The 17,390-nt window shown below is 41.3% G+C and carries 23 protein-coding genes; 21 read left to right on the forward strand and 2 right to left on the reverse strand.

Annotation, left to right across the window (positions count from 1 at the left end):
- Nucleotides 1–8: 8 nt before the first annotated feature.
- From NZD81_RS02675 to NZD81_RS02725, 11 genes are read left to right on the forward strand one after another with little or no spacing between them, the layout of a single operon-like run.
- Nucleotides 9–635, forward strand: a complete 627-nt coding sequence (locus NZD81_RS02675; protein ID WP_289859349.1) for a hypothetical protein — start codon at nt 9–11, stop codon at nt 633–635.
- Between the two features lie 4 nt (nt 636–639).
- The gene (locus tag NZD81_RS02680) at nt 640–1,614 is read left to right on the forward strand and encodes an XkdF-like putative serine protease domain-containing protein (protein WP_289859350.1); all 975 of its coding nucleotides are present in this window, start codon (nt 640–642) and stop codon (nt 1,612–1,614) included.
- An 18-nt stretch (nt 1,615–1,632) separates the two neighbouring features.
- Complete coding sequence (locus tag NZD81_RS02685; RefSeq protein WP_289859352.1) at nt 1,633–2,568, forward strand: phage major capsid protein; 936 nt, start codon at nt 1,633–1,635, stop codon at nt 2,566–2,568.
- 10 nt (nt 2,569–2,578) lie between these two features.
- A complete protein-coding gene (locus tag NZD81_RS02690) occupies nt 2,579–2,890 on the forward strand; it encodes a YqbF domain-containing protein (protein ID WP_289859353.1) in 312 nt (103 codons plus the stop codon).
- A 3-nt stretch (nt 2,891–2,893) separates the two neighbouring features.
- Nucleotides 2,894–3,289, forward strand: coding sequence for a protein YqbG (gene yqbG / locus NZD81_RS02695; RefSeq protein ID WP_289859355.1), 396 nt, complete (start codon nt 2,894–2,896; stop codon nt 3,287–3,289).
- Entirely contained in the window at nt 3,286–3,648 is a 363-nt protein-coding gene (locus NZD81_RS02700) for a YqbH/XkdH family protein (protein WP_289859357.1), read from the forward strand. Before yqbG ends, NZD81_RS02700 begins: the two co-directional genes overlap by 4 nt.
- On the forward strand, nt 3,645–4,148 hold the full coding sequence (locus NZD81_RS02705; RefSeq protein WP_289859359.1) for an HK97 gp10 family phage protein: 504 nt from the start codon (nt 3,645–3,647) through the stop codon (nt 4,146–4,148). Before NZD81_RS02700 ends, NZD81_RS02705 begins: the two co-directional genes overlap by 4 nt.
- Before the next feature lie 12 nt (nt 4,149–4,160).
- Complete coding sequence (locus NZD81_RS02710) at nt 4,161–4,598, forward strand: phage tail terminator family protein (RefSeq protein ID WP_289859361.1); 438 nt, start codon at nt 4,161–4,163, stop codon at nt 4,596–4,598.
- The gene (locus tag NZD81_RS02715) at nt 4,595–4,786 is read left to right on the forward strand and encodes a YqzN/YkzM domain-containing protein (protein WP_268417595.1); all 192 of its coding nucleotides are present in this window, start codon (nt 4,595–4,597) and stop codon (nt 4,784–4,786) included. The genes NZD81_RS02710 and NZD81_RS02715 overlap by 4 nt, the downstream gene beginning before the upstream one ends.
- The gene (locus NZD81_RS02720) at nt 4,787–6,187 is read left to right on the forward strand and encodes a phage tail sheath family protein (protein WP_289859364.1); all 1,401 of its coding nucleotides are present in this window, start codon (nt 4,787–4,789) and stop codon (nt 6,185–6,187) included.
- Nucleotides 6,188–6,189: 2 nt separating this feature from the next.
- Entirely contained in the window at nt 6,190–6,633 is a 444-nt protein-coding gene (locus NZD81_RS02725) for a phage tail tube protein (RefSeq protein ID WP_015714312.1), read from the forward strand.
- A gap of 348 nt (nt 6,634–6,981) precedes the next feature.
- Here the strand turns inward: NZD81_RS02725 and bsrH are convergent, their stop codons facing one another.
- Complete coding sequence (bsrH, locus tag NZD81_RS02730; protein ID WP_075058862.1) at nt 6,982–7,071, reverse strand: type I toxin-antitoxin system toxin BsrH; 90 nt, start codon at nt 7,069–7,071, stop codon at nt 6,982–6,984.
- A 383-nt stretch (nt 7,072–7,454) separates the two neighbouring features.
- Complete coding sequence (locus NZD81_RS02735; RefSeq protein WP_268284202.1) at nt 7,455–7,613, reverse strand: hypothetical protein; 159 nt, start codon at nt 7,611–7,613, stop codon at nt 7,455–7,457.
- 171 nt (nt 7,614–7,784) lie between these two features.
- Here NZD81_RS02735 and NZD81_RS02740 point away from each other — a divergent pair, with 171 nt between their 5' ends.
- From NZD81_RS02740 to NZD81_RS02785, 10 genes are read left to right on the forward strand one after another with little or no spacing between them, the layout of a single operon-like run.
- The gene (locus NZD81_RS02740) at nt 7,785–8,234 is read left to right on the forward strand and encodes a phage tail assembly chaperone (protein WP_268472373.1); all 450 of its coding nucleotides are present in this window, start codon (nt 7,785–7,787) and stop codon (nt 8,232–8,234) included.
- 41 nt (nt 8,235–8,275) lie between these two features.
- A complete protein-coding gene (locus tag NZD81_RS02745) occupies nt 8,276–8,413 on the forward strand; it encodes a hypothetical protein (protein WP_289859369.1) in 138 nt (45 codons plus the stop codon).
- Nucleotides 8,414–8,415: 2 nt separating this feature from the next.
- Nucleotides 8,416–13,173: a phage tail tape measure protein gene (locus NZD81_RS02750; RefSeq protein WP_289859370.1), complete on the forward strand. Its 4,758-nt coding sequence runs from the start codon at nt 8,416–8,418 to the stop codon at nt 13,171–13,173.
- Nucleotides 13,166–13,825 carry a LysM peptidoglycan-binding domain-containing protein gene (locus tag NZD81_RS02755; protein WP_289859372.1) on the forward strand — a complete coding sequence of 220 codons (660 nt, stop codon included), beginning with the start codon at nt 13,166–13,168 and terminating at the stop codon, nt 13,823–13,825. The genes NZD81_RS02750 and NZD81_RS02755 overlap by 8 nt, the downstream gene beginning before the upstream one ends.
- A gap of 12 nt (nt 13,826–13,837) precedes the next feature.
- Complete coding sequence (locus NZD81_RS02760; RefSeq protein ID WP_289859373.1) at nt 13,838–14,818, forward strand: XkdQ/YqbQ family protein; 981 nt, start codon at nt 13,838–13,840, stop codon at nt 14,816–14,818.
- Complete coding sequence (locus NZD81_RS02765) at nt 14,815–15,081, forward strand: DUF2577 family protein (protein WP_019715084.1); 267 nt, start codon at nt 14,815–14,817, stop codon at nt 15,079–15,081. The genes NZD81_RS02760 and NZD81_RS02765 overlap by 4 nt, the downstream gene beginning before the upstream one ends.
- Nucleotides 15,082–15,093: 12 nt before the next feature.
- Complete coding sequence (locus tag NZD81_RS02770) at nt 15,094–15,519, forward strand: DUF2634 domain-containing protein (RefSeq protein ID WP_289859375.1); 426 nt, start codon at nt 15,094–15,096, stop codon at nt 15,517–15,519.
- Entirely contained in the window at nt 15,512–16,558 is a 1,047-nt protein-coding gene (locus NZD81_RS02775; protein WP_289859376.1) for a baseplate J/gp47 family protein, read from the forward strand. Before NZD81_RS02770 ends, NZD81_RS02775 begins: the two co-directional genes overlap by 8 nt.
- A complete protein-coding gene (locus NZD81_RS02780) occupies nt 16,542–17,120 on the forward strand; it encodes a YmfQ family protein (RefSeq protein WP_289859378.1) in 579 nt (192 codons plus the stop codon). Before NZD81_RS02775 ends, NZD81_RS02780 begins: the two co-directional genes overlap by 17 nt.
- A complete protein-coding gene (locus NZD81_RS02785; protein ID WP_095252398.1) occupies nt 17,117–17,389 on the forward strand; it encodes a hypothetical protein in 273 nt (90 codons plus the stop codon). Before NZD81_RS02780 ends, NZD81_RS02785 begins: the two co-directional genes overlap by 4 nt.
- Nucleotide 17,390: the final 1 nt, after the last annotated feature.

Raw genomic sequence — 17,390 nt, forward strand, 5'->3', positions numbered from 1 at the left:
AGAATAATATGGATATCGTTAAAACAATACTAACGTCTTGGCCTTTAGCCACAGTAATAATCGTGTTTGCTATCAGGGGAAGTTTGAAAAAAATAATCGAGAATAGACTCTTCAGTTTAAAAGTGGGGAATGTTGAAATCGCCTTTGATAAGCTTATAAAGGAAGCTGACGAGGGACTCAATCACTACGATAAAAATCTACAAGAAAAAATACAATCTAAGAGCGATAAAACTGATGAGGAGCACGGAGATGAACAAACCGAGGCTGATCAAAATGATGATGAAAAAATGCCGCTATTGACACTTAATGAACTGAAAGAAATTAAAAAAAATACAAAAACCCCTAAAGAGGCAATACTTTATTCATGGTTTTTGGTTTCATCTGAATTGAGGGACTTTGCAAATTCAATTGGTGAACAAAATCTTGAAGATGACGTCGATATTATTATGACATTATGGGTTAAGAGAGCTATAACGGATGATTTGGCCAAAGCACTTAATACTTTGAATGAAATATATAATGAATTTAAAGTAGTGAAACTGAAAAAATACCAAGCAAATGAGTTTCTTAAAAAATGTCTTATAGCAAAAAAACAATTACAAATTGCGAAAGAATTTTGGCTTGGAAGGGGGTGAAGACATGCCAAGAGAATTGGTAAACGCAAAAATCACGCATGTTTCCTACGTGGACAAGGCTGCTAATCAAAAGCAGTTCTTTTTTATGAAGTCAGAAAAACAACCGGACTTTCAAAAGGAAGTCAAGGTCATTGCAAAAGAAGCAGATGAGCAAAAACTTGTTTATGGAATCGTATATGAACCAGATACAGTGGACGCCCATGGGGATTTCATGACAGCTGCAGAAATTGAAAAGGCTGCCCATGGATTCCTGAAAGATGCCCGAGAAATTGACAAGCAACATAATTTTCAGGGCGGTGTTGGTGAGGTGGTTGAGTCCTATGTCGCACCGGCAGACTTTGAAATGAATGGGGAAACCATTAAAAAGGGATCATGGGTCCTTGTCACAAAGGCTTCTGAGGAAGTATGGGAGCAAATCAAAAAAGGTGAAATCACCGGTTATTCAATGGCTGGTACCGCCGAGACAATTGAAAAGCAAGAAGAAAAGCCCGTTCCTCAAGTGAAAACAGATGAGAAAGGGCTTTTTAATTTGCTCAAAAACTTTTTTATGGGAAAACAACAGCAAGTATATGAAGAGCCAGTTACAAAGGCGGGCAGAAAGTTTTCCGCTTCAAACCTACAAGAAATTAAAAATGCTCATACTGCTCTCGGTAACTTGCTGAGTCAGGTTGAGACAGAAGAGGAGGAAAAAGAAATGACTTCTGAGGAAGTAACGAAATCAATTCAAGCCGCTTTAGAGCCGATTGAGAAGCGGCTGGCAGATCTAGAAAAAGAAGAAGATCCTAAAAAGAAAGATAAAGAAAAAACAGAAGAAGCGGCTGAAAAAGAAGCTGAGAAGTTGAAAAAAGCTATTACTGATGCTGTTCAACCGCTCGCTGATCGTATTGAAGCAATCGAAAAAAGTCGCGGAACATCTAAGCAAACTGAAGAATCAGGTTCCGAACAAGTTCAAAAATCAATCTGGTCAGGGTTGTTTTAATGTATAAGGAGGATACGGATGAGAAATCAAGAGGTTATAAATAAAGCAGAAATGACGCTTTCTACTTTAGAGAGCGGCGGGATTATGAATCCTACTCAAGCTTCAACTTTTATTCGAATGGTACAAGATACGCCAACTATTTTAAGAGATGCGCGAGTTATTCAAATGGATCATGACACACAGAAAATCGAGAAGATCGGTTTTGGTCAGCGAATTTTAAGGGCAGCCCAAGAGGGAGTTGCGTTAACTAAAGATCAAAAATCAGTTCCATCAACTAGCACAGTTAACTTAAGCACAAAAGAAGTAATTGCTGAAGTTAACATTACCTATGACACACTTGAAAACAACATCGAAAAAGATGGCCTTCAAAATACAATCATGAAAATGATAGCTGAGCGTGCTGCGGTTGATATTGAAGAATTGCTTGTAAATGGAGATACATCTTCGTCCGACTCATATCTTGCACAATTAGATGGCATCAGAAAACAAGCTACATCTCACATTGTTGATGCTGCAGGTGAGGAACTGACACGCCAAACGTTCAAGCGAGGATACAAAGCTGTACCTCCAAAATATTTGCGAATTCCACAGGAGTTCCGTTTCTATACATCGCCTGGTATTGAGGTCGAATGGAAAGATCGCGTAGCTGATCGTCAAACAAATTTAGGGGATGCAGCTGTTCAAGGTGGCCTTTCATCTGCTTTTGGTGTTCCGATCAAAGGTATTGCAAATTTACAACCTTATACGATTGGAGAGGGAGATACTGCAACCGATGTTTCTGATATCATCCTAACTCATCCGAAGAATATCATTCTCGGATTCTCTCGTAACATTCGGATTGAAGTAGATAAGGACATCCGTCGCCGTATGTTTATTATTGTTTTGACAGCGAAATTGGATAGTGTTTTTGAAGAAGAAGACGCAGTAGCCAAGATTGTGAAAGTGAAGGAGTAGGTGGTTTGGTGTGTACACTGCAAAGCTTATTAAAGGCAAAACATACAATGTCATGGGAATAACCTTTCGAGCAGGTGTCAGTCAAACAGTATCAAAAAAACTCTATGAGTATTTAAATGAAAATCCATATTTTATGCTAGTTAAAAACGTTAATAATCAAAAGGATGATCCGATAAATTATACTGAATCGGAATTGAAAGGTATGAATAAAGCAGAGCATGAATCCATTATTTCTAATCTTGGTGGCAATCCGTCTGACTTCAAAAACGCAGATGAAAGAATTGCCTACATCCTTAACCAAATAGATAATAAAGGGGAGTGACCTATGCTGTTAATCACTCCCGATGAATTAAAGAGTTATTCAGTTTTTGAATCTGTAAAGACCAGACCTGACGAGTTGTTAAAACAGGATATACTAGAGGCAACTGCCGATATCATTCTTAAAGTTGGACATGATTTTTCAGATGCAGAGTATATTCCGTTGCCTGAAACGGTTCGACTGGCCCTATTAAAGTTGTCTCAGTTTTATGCTCTTATAAATGGCGACGAGTCAATTATTAAAGGATATACAACTGAAAAAATTGGTGACTATTCTTATACTCTAGGGGATGGCAGTTCTCTTCAAAAACCTGATGTGTATGCATTAATAAAAGATTATGTGAAACCGGCTGACCCTGATATAGAAGGGATTGAAGCGAAAGTGCGGATGAGATCAATATGAGTTATCAATCCTTATTGACTCACAGATGTGACATTTACCATCTGCAGGAGAAAAAAGAAAATAGAAAGCAAAAATTCGGGGTGCCGGTTGAAGATGTTCAACCGGTTTTTTCGTACCCTGATGAGCCGGACATAGAAAATCAGCCGTGTTATTTTACAGAAAAGAGTCAGTCCATTATCCAACAAGAACCGAATGTAGCTATTTATCAATCATTCTTTGTGCATTTCCCTGCTACTGCTGATATTCGAGTAAATGACAGGGCGGTTTGGGGTGGTACTGCTTATAAATTACAGAAGCCCCGCAAAATCAGGAATCATCATTGGGAAGTTACGGCAGTACGAGAGGTTGAATATCTGTGAAGATAAAAGGTCTTGATCAGTTCATTCAATCATTAAACCGTGCTTCTCGTGGAGGATTGAAGGGGAAGTACGAGAAGTGGCTTGAAGCTATGGGTTTTGAGTTCCTAGACATTATCCAAGATGAAATTATCAGGACGAAGACGGTAGACACACGCCGCTTGCTTAATTCCTTTCAGAAAGGTGACCAGGATAATATCTTTTCAATGACAAAAGGCAGCTTAAAGTTGGATGTTGGAACAAATCTGGAATACGCCTCATACGTCAATGATGGTCACTTTACTATCGATCCGTCTAAAAATCAGGATAGACGGTGGGTTCCAGGGCGGTGGAAAGGCGACCGTTTTGAGTATGACCCTGCTGAAAGAAATTCCGGAATGATGCTAAGGTTCCAGTGGATCGACGGTTCTGGTTTTTGGGATAACACCATGGCTATTTTTCAGTTGATGTTTGAGAGAAGCCTTGAGCGGAAGCTGCAACAATGGATCGATGAAGAATTTTAAGGCGGTGCTGCCATGAATCAAGAAGTAGGTTCAATTATGGGCTTTCTATACAAACTGTATCCTGTTCAAGTGTATGAAGAAGAAATACCGCAGGACTTTGCTGTTCCGTCTCTTTACTTTCCACCGGCTTCCACGGTCGATGGGGTAGACACCGTATCCACGTTTCAGAAAGCCTATATTTTAAACGTAAAACTCTTTCACGAAAATGCACAGAAGGCTCATAACGAAGCAGAAAGGATTGCAGATACACTTAGAAGCAAAAGGGGCATGATTCCGCTTATACAAGAATCTGGCGAGGATACGGGGGATTTTATTCGCCTATCTCGAATAGAAACGCGGGTATCAGATGATTACGCGACCATTGTCTTAAACTGGACAAGCCGCTATTGGTATGAGCGGGAAGAACAGCGTTCAATGGATGGTTTTAAATTTAAAAGTGGGGTGAAATGATGGCCACTAAAAAAGAGAAAGCAGAAAATGCTTTTTATATTAAGGATTTGCGAGAGCACAGTCGAGAGCTCTTTGGGGTAAAACCCGAGGTGTTTGAGGGTGCTCTTTTTCATGTTCATAAAACGAGTATTACAAAATCGGAAGCGAAGAAGTTGATTACTCAGTTTCTTCAAAAGGAGGTCAAATAGATGAACGGCGGAACTTTCACACCTGGCAAAGAAAAAGAGCGAGCCGGTATTTACTTTAACTTCAAAACGACCGCGGAGAATCGTGTTTCTGCCGGAGAACGTGGAACAGTTGCGCTGCCGGTAGCGTCCAGCTGGGGTGAGGTTAAGAAATTCATTTCTATTTCTTCAATCGAGGACTTGAATAAAAAAGTGGGGTTGAACATTGATGATCCTTCGTTGTTGCTTTTACGTGAGGCGATGAAAAAGGCAAGTACAGTCTTACTTTATCGTCTGACGGAAGGTCTTCGTGCTTCAGCAGACATTAGTGAAGGTGTAAAGGCTACTGCTCTTTATGGCGGCACTAAAGGTAATGACATCATTATTAGTATTACGGAGAACGTTATTGACTCTTCGAAAGTTGATGTCACTACCTACCTTGATCAGTCAGAAGTGGATAAACAAACAGTGTCTAAAGCTGAAGAGCTTAAACAAAATAACTATGTCACGTTTACGGGGAAAGGGGATTTAACAGTCACTATTCCGTTAACCGGTACGGCCCCTGAAGACGTTAGCGGGGCTCTTTCGGCATCTTCCGGAATCCGCTTGTCAGGCGGGACAGACAAAACACCGACAAATGCCGATTATACAGCTTTCTTGGAAGCAGCTGAAACGGAATACTTTGACACAATCGCTTTACCTGTAGAGGATAACGAGCAATTAAAAGCAACGTTTGTTGCGTTTATCAAACGGCTGAGAGATAACCAAGGGCAAAAGGTTCAAGGTGTTCTTTCAAATTACAAGGGAGACCATGAGGGTATTATCAATGTAACAGGTGGTGTCCTGCTTGAGGATGGAACGGAGATCACTCCTGAAAAAGCTACGGCTTGGGTTGCCGGCGCAAGTGCGGGGGCTACATTTAATCAATCACTTACATTTGTAGAATACGAGGGGGCAGTAGATGTCCTTAACCGAATTGACAACGATGAAATCGTTGAACGATTGGCAAACGGGGAATTCCTATTCACTTATGATTCACGTGATAAATCAGTTTCGGTTGAGAAGGACATTAACTCACTCACAAGCTTAACAGCAGAGAAAAATAAGATGTTCCAAAAGAACAAAATTGTCCGTGTGTTGGATGCAATCAATAATGACCTGACATCTCAATTGAAAGCATTGATCAAGTCTCGTAAAGCAAGCGGCAGTGACGTTCCTGCTACAAATGACGGACTGCAGTTTGTAAAAACGCTGATTACTCAATACTTGAGTGTTCTTCAAGATAACGGGGGCATTACTGATTTTGATTCAGAGAATGACATTACAATTGCTCTGAATAACGATCGTGACGGCTTCCTGATTGATCTCGCTGTTCAACCCGTCGATGCAGCTGAAAAATTCTACTTTAATGTTGAGGTGAAATAGGAATGGCATTAAAAGCGCAAAACACCATTTCAGGTAAAGAGGGCAGGCTGTTTCTTGATGGAGAAGAAATGGCCCATATCAAAACTTTTGAGGCCAATGTGGAGAAAAATAAATCCGAGGTCAATATCATGGGCCGTCGGATGACGGGGCACAAAACGACTGGAGCAAATGGAACGGGAACAGCCACTTTTTATAAAGTGACTTCTCAATTTGTTCTTATTATGATGGATTATGTGAAAAAGGGAAGCGATCCTTATTTCACGTTGCAAGCTGTACTGGATGACGCATCTTCCGGTCGAGGTACTGAACGTGTCACTTTATATGATGTAAACTTTGACTCAGCGAAAATCGCCGGACTTGATGTGGACTCTGAAGCATTAGAGGAAGAAGTACCATTTACTTTCGAAGACTTTGATGTTCCTGAAAAGCTTAAGGAAACTTTTTAAGAATCAACTGTAATGCATTTCAATTCTTCTTGAAAAATTTTAGAGGAAACTCGTATAATCTAGGGAAAACTAGTAGAATCTAATACATAACCACTTGATAACGTTGTGGTAAAGTGGTTAAAATAGTATTATCAATACTATAGGTATTTCACGAATACCTATGTAATGCATTTCATTTCTTTTAGTTTTCCGTGTATTTCTTTCCAAAGAAATGCATAAAATAAAAGAGACCCGGTTGCCGCCGGGTCAGTATAAATGTTGGCCCATCAAGAGGGCTGGCTTAACAACTTCATGAAAGTATTTAGGATAGACTTTACCCTTTAACTTTGCCGAGCTCAAGGGGTGGGTCTATTTCTTCTTTATATAAGTCAACAGGGCAATTATAAATGACCCGAAAGCAAGCATAAGCATTAATGCTTGAAATGTTGACACGTGCATCACCCCCTTTCATGAGGGAGTGTGCCAGACCGCCCTTGAGATGTTGAAAGCCAATATTCATTTATACTAAACCATATTGTACCATAACACTTTCATAATCAGAGGGTTTTTAATAAAAGAAAAAGGGTTAAGGCTTCTATGATCAGGTCGTTTTGAACTCATAGATAAAAAAAGTAACAAATAAAAGATACAAATAATTATATAATCAATATATATTCATGTTATAATGGTGCCAAGCAAAAGTATTGCAATTAATCGCGTAAGTTTATAGGTAGCACTAAATTGCAACAATACAACTTGTTAACGTGTATTTCTTTCTTGAGAAATGCATAAAATAAAAAAAGATAGAGTGCTGCAACACTCTATCTTTTAGGATTTGCTATTTAAGCATCCGTTTGTTTTGGACACTCATTGCTAGCCGCAGGGGTGTCTTTCTTTTTAAATGTGAAAATAAAGGTCAAAAAAGCCAAAACCACAGTCACAACACTGCCAAGTAAATTGGCAAAGTTTATAATGACCATAAATGTTTCATAGGCAGACATATGAATTCACCTCCCTTTTAACGAATATAAATTAAGCAATGATTGTATGGAGGGACTTACATGCTGCATAAGGCAGCTTATCTAGTATTATAACTGAAATAATTGGAAAGGCATATTTTTTATAGAAAATATGCCTTTTTTATTTCCATTTTTGAAAAGGAGCTAATAAACATGAGCGAAAAACAAAACGAAAAAACATATGATCTTTCATTCTTTATGCCAGGAAAAACAATCGAAGCTGAAGAGGTTGAAGTGCCTATCTCAAAGCGGTTTGTAGATAAGCAAGGAAAGGTGATTCCGTTCGTATTCAAAGCTATTACGACAGAACGCATTGATGAGTTGGAGAAAGAAAACACGACATACAAAAATGTAAAAGGCCGAGGTCGCGTAAAGGAGTTGGACAGCCAACGCTTTTATGCTCGTATTGCGGTTGAAACGACTGTTTATCCGAACTTTAAAGCTAAGGAACTACGTGAGGCCTACAAAACAGAAGATCCAGTGGAAGTCGCCAAACGTGTTCTTTCTGTCGGCGGTGAGTATGCAAACTGGCTGAACAAAGCAATTGAAATCAACGGCTTTGATGATGATCTCGAAGACCTTGAAGAAACAGCAAAAAACTAGTAAAGGACGGGGACAAAGAGGCTGTATATCTTTATTACGCGATGCATGAGCTCAAATACGCCCCGTCAGAATTAAGAGAACTATATGAGGCACCGCGACAATTCAAGGCGCTCTTATATGGGTTTATCAGTTATAAGCTTGAGCTGTTAGAAGAAGAAGCGAAGAAGGGAGGTAATTAACTATGGCTAAACTAACAGCCACGTTTGAATTACATGATAAGATTTCCCGCAAGCTTCGAATGATACAAGGCAATGCTGAAAGACTTAAGAGGGCCGCTAATGGCCCTCTTATTTTTGACGCTGAAGACCGGACTGAAAGAGTTATGCGGCGAATTGACCGATCTGCCAACCGTTTGACCGGTCGGGCTCGATCGATTGAAGTGGATTTAGATGATCGAGCTTCAAATGGCTTACATTCTATACGTCAGCAAGCTGAGGATCTTACCGAGAGCCGCCATGAGGTGACGGTTTCCGTAAATGATCTAGCTACACCGCGTTTTCGCTTAATCCGTGGAGGTCTGTCTGATTTGAATCGCTCGCACGCTGAGCCAACTGTTTCAGTTCGTGATCGAGCTTCAAACCAATTAGATGAGATCCGTCGTCAAGTGTCCGATGTAGATAGCGAACATGCAGAGCCAACTGTTTTAATTAAGGATAGAGCTTCAGCGGCTCTTGATGCAATTGAAGCGAAAATAGACAGCTTGAAGGATGCTACCATTACTCTGGCAGTTGCAGGTGGTTTTTCTGCAGGTTCAATTATGGGTTCTGGTAAAAGTACAATGTCTCAGGATGCTTATGTGTCAGCAACTTCAAACGTTAATAAGAAAGATGTTGCAAGAATGACGGATCAGATCTATTTCAATAATAAAGCGGGCAGTTCTCGTGAAGAAGTCAGTGTATCTTTGAGAAACTTATCGCAACAGACAGGAGCATCTAAAAAAGCTCTTGCTGAATTGACTGAGTCGTCAAGTAAGATTGCCCAGCTCATGAATGCTGATCAGGCAGAGGTAGATCGTGCTTTCAGTTCAATGTATAACAACTTGAAATTGTCTGGGAAACAAAGCGGAGACTTAATTGCTTATGTATACCGGAATGCCGGTGACCAGGCTGATGATTTATTAGACACGATGAATGAATACAGTTCCACCTTTAAAGACTTGAAGCTCACAGGCGGGCAGATTGCAAACGCCATGATAAAAGGAACAAAGGGTGGCGCCAGAAACTTCGATAACCTAGCCGATAGTATGCGTGAATTTAACATCCGCCGAACCGAAATGTCTGATAGCCAAGTGGACGCATTTAAAACGCTGTTCGGAGCCAAGGAAACTAAGAAAATGTTCAAGGGCTTCAAAGATGGTTCAATAAGCGGAGAGGAAAGTTTATTTAGGGTGGCAAAAGCACTTTCTAAAGTGAAAGACAAAACAAAGCGGGCTGCTATTGCGACTGAGCTTATTGGAACACAATATGAAGACCTCAAGCAACCGATTTTAGATATGGCTGAGGGTATTGGTACAAGTGCCAAAACAAGCGGTGAATTGGAACGCAGCTTTACGAAACTTCGGGATAATAACCCGATGACACCAGTTAATGATGCAATGAGAGATTTTGAAAGCATATCTAAGGATATGGGAACATCTCTGCTAACTGGATTAGGACCGGCCTTTGATAAAATCAGCTCCTTCATTAACAGTAAAGAAGGTCAGGAAAAACTTAAAGAGATCAAAAAAGATATTGCCGATCTTGGTGAGGAGATAGGTGATAAGTTAAACGTCGCCATTGAGTGGAGCGTCAACCATTGGGATGATTTGAAAACAGCGATTAAAGTTGTGATCCCTTCTTTAATTGGGTTGATTGGTTATTTGAAAATACTACGCCCGCTGTTAAAAGGCATAGGTACTGTCGGGAGTGATGCAGCAGGCGTGATCCGAAAGTTAATTCCAAAACGTACTCCTGAAGCTGGCGCTAATACGCGAAGTGAAAGGAGGAACAGAAACAGTAATCGTAATGCCAGCACAAGGGGCAGAGAATCTAAAACTGCCACAGGTCCAACGAGTTTACCTCGAAGCGGCAGCTTAACATGTTGCTGTTGTAGCGATGGAGGTAAAAATGATCGCATTCGTAGAAGACGAGGGAAAAGAGTTTTAGGTCGACGCGGTAATCCAAACCGAATGAACCCTTCCGACAGTTCAATTGTTGTGTCATTTGAACGGTTGGAGAGAAGGCGTTCCGGTAGAACTGTAGGTACTAATCCAACCAGAGGATCAAGACCAGCAATAACCACTACGAGATCGGAGCTATACACAGCTGGTAGAGCTGCAGGCGGTACATCGAAGTTCGGGAAAGTCTTAAGTCCTCTGAAAAGTGTTGGGAAGTTTGCAAAGGGAGTCCCTCTATTAGGAACAGCGTTAGCGGCAACAGATTTACTTGAGATGAATAAAGACAATGTTGGTGAAAAAATTGGATCAGCTGGCGGTGGTCTTGCTGGAGCTGCTACAGGAGCAGCTATTGGCAGCGTTATTCCTGGAGTGGGAACAGCCTTTGGTGGAATAGTTGGTGGTATAGCGGGCACCATGGGTGGTTCAAGTTTAGGTAAAGCGTTTGATGGTTCAGAAGTAAAAAAGAAACTAGACAGTACATTATTTGATCAAAAATGGTGGTCTGAAAAATGGTCCGGCATTAAGAGTAATGCGAAGACTTCTCTCAATGGGTTAAGTGATACATGGTCTCATGTAAAAGAAAAGGTGAAGTCTACTTTATTTAATAGTGAATGGTGGTCTGAGAAGTGGTCTGGTGTTAAAAGCTGGGCACAAGACAAATGGAATAGTGCATCATCTGTTTGGGAGTCCGTAAAGCGAAAAATAAAATCCACTTTATTTAGTGAGAAGTGGTGGTCAGGAAAGTGGGAAGGCGTAAAAGGTTGGGCTCAAAGTAAATGGGACAGCGCGTCTTCTGTTTGGCAATCTGTTAAAGGAAAACTGAAATCCACTTTATTTAGCGAGAAGTGGTGGTCAGGAAAATGGGAAAGTGTAAAAAGCTGGTCCAAAAATAAATGGGACAATGCTAAATCAATATGGAAAAGTGTTAAGAGTTCCATCTCAGAAACCCTTTTTAGTAAGAAGTGGTGGTCTGAAAAGTGGCAAAGTGTAAAGGAATTGGGAAGCAGTATTTTGGGCGGAGTAAAAGAAGTCGGTGGGAAAGTAGCTTCAAGTGCGAAAAAAACTGCTGGTAAAGCGTGGGGATATGTGAAGAGTGGCGTAAATTATTTATTTGGTACGGGAAAAGAAAAGCCAAAGAAACATGCTACTGGTGGTTACATTACGAAGCCAACAATATCTTGGATTGGTGAAGCAGGTAAAGAGTTTGTTATTCCTGTTGAGAATAATAAAGGTCGCGGCAAAATGCTCCTTTCTCAAGCTGCTTCGAAATTAGGGATGAGTGTAGTTGATGATATAGCGTCTGCTTCATCTGCAGGAGGTGAACCAGCAACTTCCCCGCTAATCCGTAGAGCGGCGGTGACTGCTTCTGTATCTCCTATAATTGACACATCCAGTTTTGATGAACAAGCGACTTCATTTGGTCAACAGTTCACTAAAGGCTTTGATCAAGGAATTGGAGAGAATGTTGTTTCTATGGACGCTTGGAAACAGAAAAACGTTGGCCAGCCAATGAACAATTTAATCTCTTATTCTCCGAATTACGGAAAGCAAGTGGTCAATGGTTATGCTAAAGGTCAGAACAGCACTTCAACCGGTACAGATGGCTTCTTACAGACGAAGGTTAAAACACCATTCCAGAACACCGTAAATAAATCCTCTTCATGGGGAAGTGGAACGGTCAAAGGGTTTGCTTCTGGCCAAAATAGTTCACAAACTGGTACTGATCAATACGTCAGCACTCATATTAACAAGCCGTTTATCCGTTCTAAAGAATCATCAAACGGATGGGGAAGCGGTATGATTGGTAATTTTGTTTCAGGCATGACTTCTAAGGCAAGTGAAGTCCATGAAGCTGCCAAGGAGCTGGCGAAAAAAGTTGAGAAGGCATTTCGTGAAGAGCTTGATATTCATTCACCTTCACGTGTCATGATGAGTCTCGGTCGTTTTGCCTCTATTGGTATTGTAAAAGGTCTGGATTCTGTTGATGTGAAAAAGTTTGCTGAAAAACAAGCAGGCTCACTAGCTGCTGCTTATTCCGGAATGGGCGCAGTAAGCGGGAATGTAAAGCAATGGCTCATGGCTGCTATCATGGCTACAAAGACACCGATGAGCTGGCTCCCAGGGCTAATGACAATTGCTCAGCATGAGTCAGGCGGTAATCCGAAGGCAATCAACTTATGGGATAGTAATGCGAAAGCAGGACATCCATCTCAGGGGCTCATGCAGACAATCCCAAGTACCTTCAACGCACACAAATTGCCGGGCATGAATAACATTCTTAACCCGATTCACAACGCTGCTGCTGCGATTGGCTATATCAAAAGCAGATATGGATCAATTAATAATGTACCAGGCATTAGAAGCATGAGACACGGAGGCCCATATGTTGGCTACGCTAACGGTGGACTTATTACCAAAGAGCAGATTGCACGTGTCGGTGAAGGAAACAAACGGGAATGGATCATTCCAGAGGAGCGAGGCATCCGTGGACGTTATTTATTAGCCCAAGCAGCTAAGGCACTCGGAATGGAAGTCACCGACCCATCTCAAAAAGGTCAAACTGAACTATCTTCCGGTCAAGTAACAGCAGCTACAACAGGTAGTCAGCAAACAACTGTTATAGCATCAGGAGGTAAAGAGGTTATTATTCAGTTTAATGGCGATCAGCATTTTCACAATGATCAAGACATGAACAGTCTTGTAGCTAAGATTAAGCAGGCCCTTGTCGATGAGCTTGAACAGGATATCAACATTGGAACGAAGGGAGTCGTTGCTTTTGACTAAATCCATATATGAATTCTGGATTTCACAAGGGAAGGACAAGCTGCGGCTTCCTGTCCTCCCTGAACAAATTGATATATCCAACACAATTCAAAATGAATCAGTAAAAGTGGCCAGTTTTGGAGAGATCACTTTTATAGATAAACCGGGAGCGAAAGAGATTTCGTTCTCTTCTTTTTTTCCAAAGAAACACAGTCCGCTTGCTGAGTATAAGGGATTTCCTTCTCCTGAAAATGCTATTGCAAAGATCGAGAAATGGGTGAAATCTAAAAAGCCGGTTCAATTCTTAATTACTGGAACGAAAATTAATTTAACTTGCAGTATCGAGGTTTTTTCTTATAGCGAGGGCCAAAAAGATATAGGTGATCGTGATTATGAAATAAAGCTGAAGGAATACAAAACTGCTTCGCCGCGGAAGATCAAGCAGAAGAAAAAGACGAAGAAGAAACGTCCGTCGAAGGCTTCTCCTAAAACGTACACCGTTAAGAAAGGCGATACACTGTGGGACCTTGCCGGCAAATTTTATGGAGACAGCACAAAATGGCGCAAGATCTGGAACGTAAATAAAAAGGCTATGATCAAACGAAGCAAACGGAATATCAGGCAGCCAGGGCACTGGATCTTTCCTGGTCAAAAATTAAAGATACCGCAGTAAGCAGGTGATGACATGATAGAACTTTACGTCATTAAAGAAACGGAATGGCTTGAGCTGGTAACTGAAAATGTTTCTCTTGAGGGACAACGGTATCAGGCACCCCGATCGATCACAGCAAAGATCATAACGAAACAAGGAACCCATTCATATTACAGCGTATCAGAAGGGGATACGGTTCTGTTTAAGTGGAAAGGGAAAGAGCTGTTTCGAGGTATTGTGTTTTCTCGCAATCCGGAAGAACATGGGCTGACCTTTACGGCTTATGACATGCTGCAATATCTGGTTAAGAACAAAGATGTTTATGTGTTCTCCAATAAGCGTGCAGACGAGATTATTAAGCGCCTGGCAAGAGATTTTCAAATCCCAACGACATCTATTGCAAATACGGGTTACACCATTAAATCATTAGTGTTTAAAGATGATACGAGCCTTTATGACATGATTCTGAAAGCCTTGAAACAAACGAAAAGCCAAACCGGAAGGAATTATCAATTATATTCGGCGAAGGGGAAGCTTGGCCTTCGCGCTTGGCCAGATCCGTCTGAAGTATGGGTGTTGGAGACGGGTGTGAACATCACCGGCTATCAATACAGCACTTCAATTAATGACACGGCCACAAAAGTAAAGCTCCGCCGGCAGAAAGACAATAAAACATACACAGCCACTGCAAGTGACAGCTCAGGCATCAGTAAATATGGTGTGCTTCAGTATGTCGAAACGGTTTCTGATAACATTAACCAGGCGCAGCTTCAGGAGCGTGCGAAAGTCAAACAGGCACAGAAAAAAGGTGTTAAAAAAGAACTCAAGAGTATTCAAGCGATTGGCATTCCGGATCTTCAGAGCGGCTTGCCCGTCTATATCTCAATTCCGGAAGTCGAGGTTAAGAAAACATACTGGATCGATACAGACAAACACGAATTTAAAGGATCGACACACACGATGACCATTGATGTGGTTGAGAAAAATTCTATCCCTGATGGTGTTTCCTCATGAGATTAAGTGAAGCAATCAAACATTTGGCTGTCCGTGCAGTTGATTCTGAGTCGCCAGTGGATATTCTACCGGCTGAAGTGGTTTCCGTTTCCCCTGTTGAAATAAGGCTTAATGAAAATGACAAATTAATAATACCTGCTGATTTGATTATTGTTCCAAAGCGGCTGCGGGCCGGTGAAGAAGAAGCATTAAATACAGGTGAGCGTGTGATGATTGTCTCCTTAAAAGGCGGGCAATCATTTTTTATTCTCGACAAAATATAGGAGGTGTTTGGAATGGCTTTGTCTCCGGAAATTGAGTTTGAGGATATAGAAGATGACAGCGAAGTCATAGAGACCTCGCAAACCTACAAAATAGATTTTGAAAATGGCCGTATCACAAATGAAAAGATTACTGGCCTTGAAGCAATCAGGCAGTTTGTATATTTATCTCTTCATACTGAGCGATATGCATATTCTGTTTACAGTCATGACATTGGAAATGAGCTTCAAGAAGTGTTGGCAGATAACGAAACAACAGACGCATATAAGAAAATGGAGATCCCGCGGCTGATAGAGGAAGCACTGATCTATGACGATCGGATTTCTGCTGTTACAGATTTTGAAATAGAAAAACAAGGCGAATCGTTCCGTGTCTCCTTTACAGTCGAGACTGACGAAGGAACATTGGAGATCAAGGAGGTGCTTGGCGAAGATGTTTGAAGATCAAACCTTTGAAGTGATTATGGACCGTATGTTAAACAGCATTTCAGCGGACATTGATACAAGGGAAGGAAGCGTGATTTATAACGCGTTAGCTCCTGCAGCCGCAGAATTGGCCAAGTCTTATATTTGGCTCGATACTGTGCTGGAACTTGTCTTCTCGGACACAGCACAAGGAGAATTTTTAGATCGTCGGGCTACTGAAGCCGGCATCGAGCGAACGGCTGCCACGAAAGCAGTCCGGGCAGCGGAGTTTACTGAAGGAGTAACCATTCCAGTGGGTTCCCGCTTTTTTGTAGATAACCTGTATTTCCAATACACAGCTGACGGGACGTTGGAATGTGAAACAGCGGGGGAAGCGGGGAACGCAAATATTTCCGGCCAGAATCTATTGTCATTAGACACCATACCAGGACTCCAAAAAGCGATCGTGAAAGAGATTCTAATCCCTGGTCGAGAAGAGGAGGATGATGACAGTTTAAGAGCTAGATATTTTACCCGCGTGCGTCGGGAAGCTGTCAGTGCCAATAAAGCTCACTATAAACAATGGGCTGAAGAAGTAGACGGAGTAGGGAAGGTAAAGGTCTTTCCGCTTTGGAACGGGGACGGTACAGTCAAAATTGTCGTGACCAATGCTAACTTGGAACCTGCTTCCGATATTTTAATATCAAAGGTGAAAAACTATATAGATCCTGAACCCGGACAAGGTGAGGGACAAGCGCCAATAGGTGCCTTTGTCACAGTGGAGAGTGCGGTATGGAAAGAGGTTGAGATTTCAGCCGAGGTACTTCCCGAGGTCAATAGCTCTATCGATCAGGTAAAGCAAGAAATCGAATCAGGTGTTTTAAATCTTTTTAAAAAGATTGCCTTTGAAGATAACGTCATCCGTTTATCGCAGATTAATAATATTGTCTACAATTCACCTTCAGTAAGTGATTACGCAAATATTAAAATCAACGGCGTGGCCGAAAATTTGGTTCTGAGTGACGTCGAAATCCCTAAATTGGGGCAGGTGAACATCATTGAGCAAACTCGATGAAATGACTGCTTACCTGCCGCCGTTCCTTACCAAGTTAAAGGAAATGGCTGAACTTCTTAAAGCGGAAGCTCCGGAATTTGAGAAGCAAAATCACAGCATCTTTGATCTGACAGATCAGCTGTTTGTTACTACGGCAACCTGGGGGCTTGAACGATGGGAAAAGATTTTGAACGTACCGCGGGAATCAGGTGACACCGATGAGATCCGCCGATTGCGTCTAATCTCTAAAATGTCCAATATACCGCCCGCAACATATAAGGCCATTGAACAGGCATTGAACCGGTTCCTGAAAAATCCGTCAGCTCAGGTTCGGCTACTTCCTAGAGAGTATCGTTTCAATGTTGATATTGATATAGATGATATGCAGCATATGAGCGAGCTCATAGAAACATTGGAGAATTTGAAGCCAGCTCATTTGGCATATACCTTGCGAGCTGCTTTAAATGAGCCACTCAAGATAAAAGATACTGTCATTTTGAATAACAGAAGGTATCGAAAAGCAAGTGAGCTAAAGGTAGGTTATTCCGTCACGCTCAATAATAACGAGGTGGTCCTTGTATGATTACACAGCTTTATAGAGAGCGTACAGCTGCAGATTTGAAAAATAGAATATCGAAAGTGCTGCTGAATGGAAATGAAACAAAAATTGTGGAACTCACCATTCAGGGTGCCGTTGTCACGGTACTTACTCAACGAGAGGAAGACATCAAACATATTAAGAGTGTTCAGATACTTGATGAACAAAACAACGTAATTACGGAAAGAACAACAAATTTAGACGTCAGTAATAATAGAACGCTAGATTTTAGGATTACTTTTGAGGTGGTGTGAC

Origin of the sequence: Bacillus sp. B.PNR1 (assembly GCF_030386235.1) — a bacterium.
In the GTDB taxonomy this organism is placed as follows: domain Bacteria; phylum Bacillota; class Bacilli; order Bacillales; family Bacillaceae; genus Bacillus; species Bacillus stercoris.

What these genes read in the sequence shown, in the direction of transcription:
- NZD81_RS02675 (WP_289859349.1), top strand. Translation starts at nt 9, where the DNA reads ATGGATATCGTTAAAACAATACTAACGTCTTGGCCTTTAGCCACAGTA.
- NZD81_RS02680 (WP_289859350.1), top strand. Translation starts at nt 640, where the DNA reads ATGCCAAGAGAATTGGTAAACGCAAAAATCACGCATGTTTCCTACGTG.
- NZD81_RS02685 (WP_289859352.1), top strand. Translation starts at nt 1,633, where the DNA reads ATGAGAAATCAAGAGGTTATAAATAAAGCAGAAATGACGCTTTCTACT.
- yqbG (WP_289859355.1), top strand. Translation starts at nt 2,894, where the DNA reads ATGCTGTTAATCACTCCCGATGAATTAAAGAGTTATTCAGTTTTTGAA.
- NZD81_RS02700 (WP_289859357.1), top strand. Translation starts at nt 3,286, where the DNA reads ATGAGTTATCAATCCTTATTGACTCACAGATGTGACATTTACCATCTG.
- NZD81_RS02710 (WP_289859361.1), top strand. Translation starts at nt 4,161, where the DNA reads ATGAATCAAGAAGTAGGTTCAATTATGGGCTTTCTATACAAACTGTAT.
- NZD81_RS02715 (WP_268417595.1), top strand. Translation starts at nt 4,595, where the DNA reads ATGATGGCCACTAAAAAAGAGAAAGCAGAAAATGCTTTTTATATTAAG.
- NZD81_RS02720 (WP_289859364.1), top strand. Translation starts at nt 4,787, where the DNA reads ATGAACGGCGGAACTTTCACACCTGGCAAAGAAAAAGAGCGAGCCGGT.
- NZD81_RS02725 (WP_015714312.1), top strand. Translation starts at nt 6,190, where the DNA reads ATGGCATTAAAAGCGCAAAACACCATTTCAGGTAAAGAGGGCAGGCTG.
- bsrH (WP_075058862.1), bottom strand. Translation starts at nt 7,071, where the DNA reads ATGCACGTGTCAACATTTCAAGCATTAATGCTTATGCTTGCTTTCGGG.
- NZD81_RS02735 (WP_268284202.1), bottom strand. Translation starts at nt 7,613, where the DNA reads ATGTCTGCCTATGAAACATTTATGGTCATTATAAACTTTGCCAATTTA.
- NZD81_RS02740 (WP_268472373.1), top strand. Translation starts at nt 7,785, where the DNA reads ATGAGCGAAAAACAAAACGAAAAAACATATGATCTTTCATTCTTTATG.
- NZD81_RS02745 (WP_289859369.1), top strand. Translation starts at nt 8,276, where the DNA reads ATGCATGAGCTCAAATACGCCCCGTCAGAATTAAGAGAACTATATGAG.
- NZD81_RS02750 (WP_289859370.1), top strand. Translation starts at nt 8,416, where the DNA reads ATGGCTAAACTAACAGCCACGTTTGAATTACATGATAAGATTTCCCGC.
- NZD81_RS02760 (WP_289859373.1), top strand. Translation starts at nt 13,838, where the DNA reads ATGATAGAACTTTACGTCATTAAAGAAACGGAATGGCTTGAGCTGGTA.
- NZD81_RS02765 (WP_019715084.1), top strand. Translation starts at nt 14,815, where the DNA reads ATGAGATTAAGTGAAGCAATCAAACATTTGGCTGTCCGTGCAGTTGAT.
- NZD81_RS02770 (WP_289859375.1), top strand. Translation starts at nt 15,094, where the DNA reads ATGGCTTTGTCTCCGGAAATTGAGTTTGAGGATATAGAAGATGACAGC.
- NZD81_RS02775 (WP_289859376.1), top strand. Translation starts at nt 15,512, where the DNA reads ATGTTTGAAGATCAAACCTTTGAAGTGATTATGGACCGTATGTTAAAC.
- NZD81_RS02785 (WP_095252398.1), top strand. Translation starts at nt 17,117, where the DNA reads ATGATTACACAGCTTTATAGAGAGCGTACAGCTGCAGATTTGAAAAAT.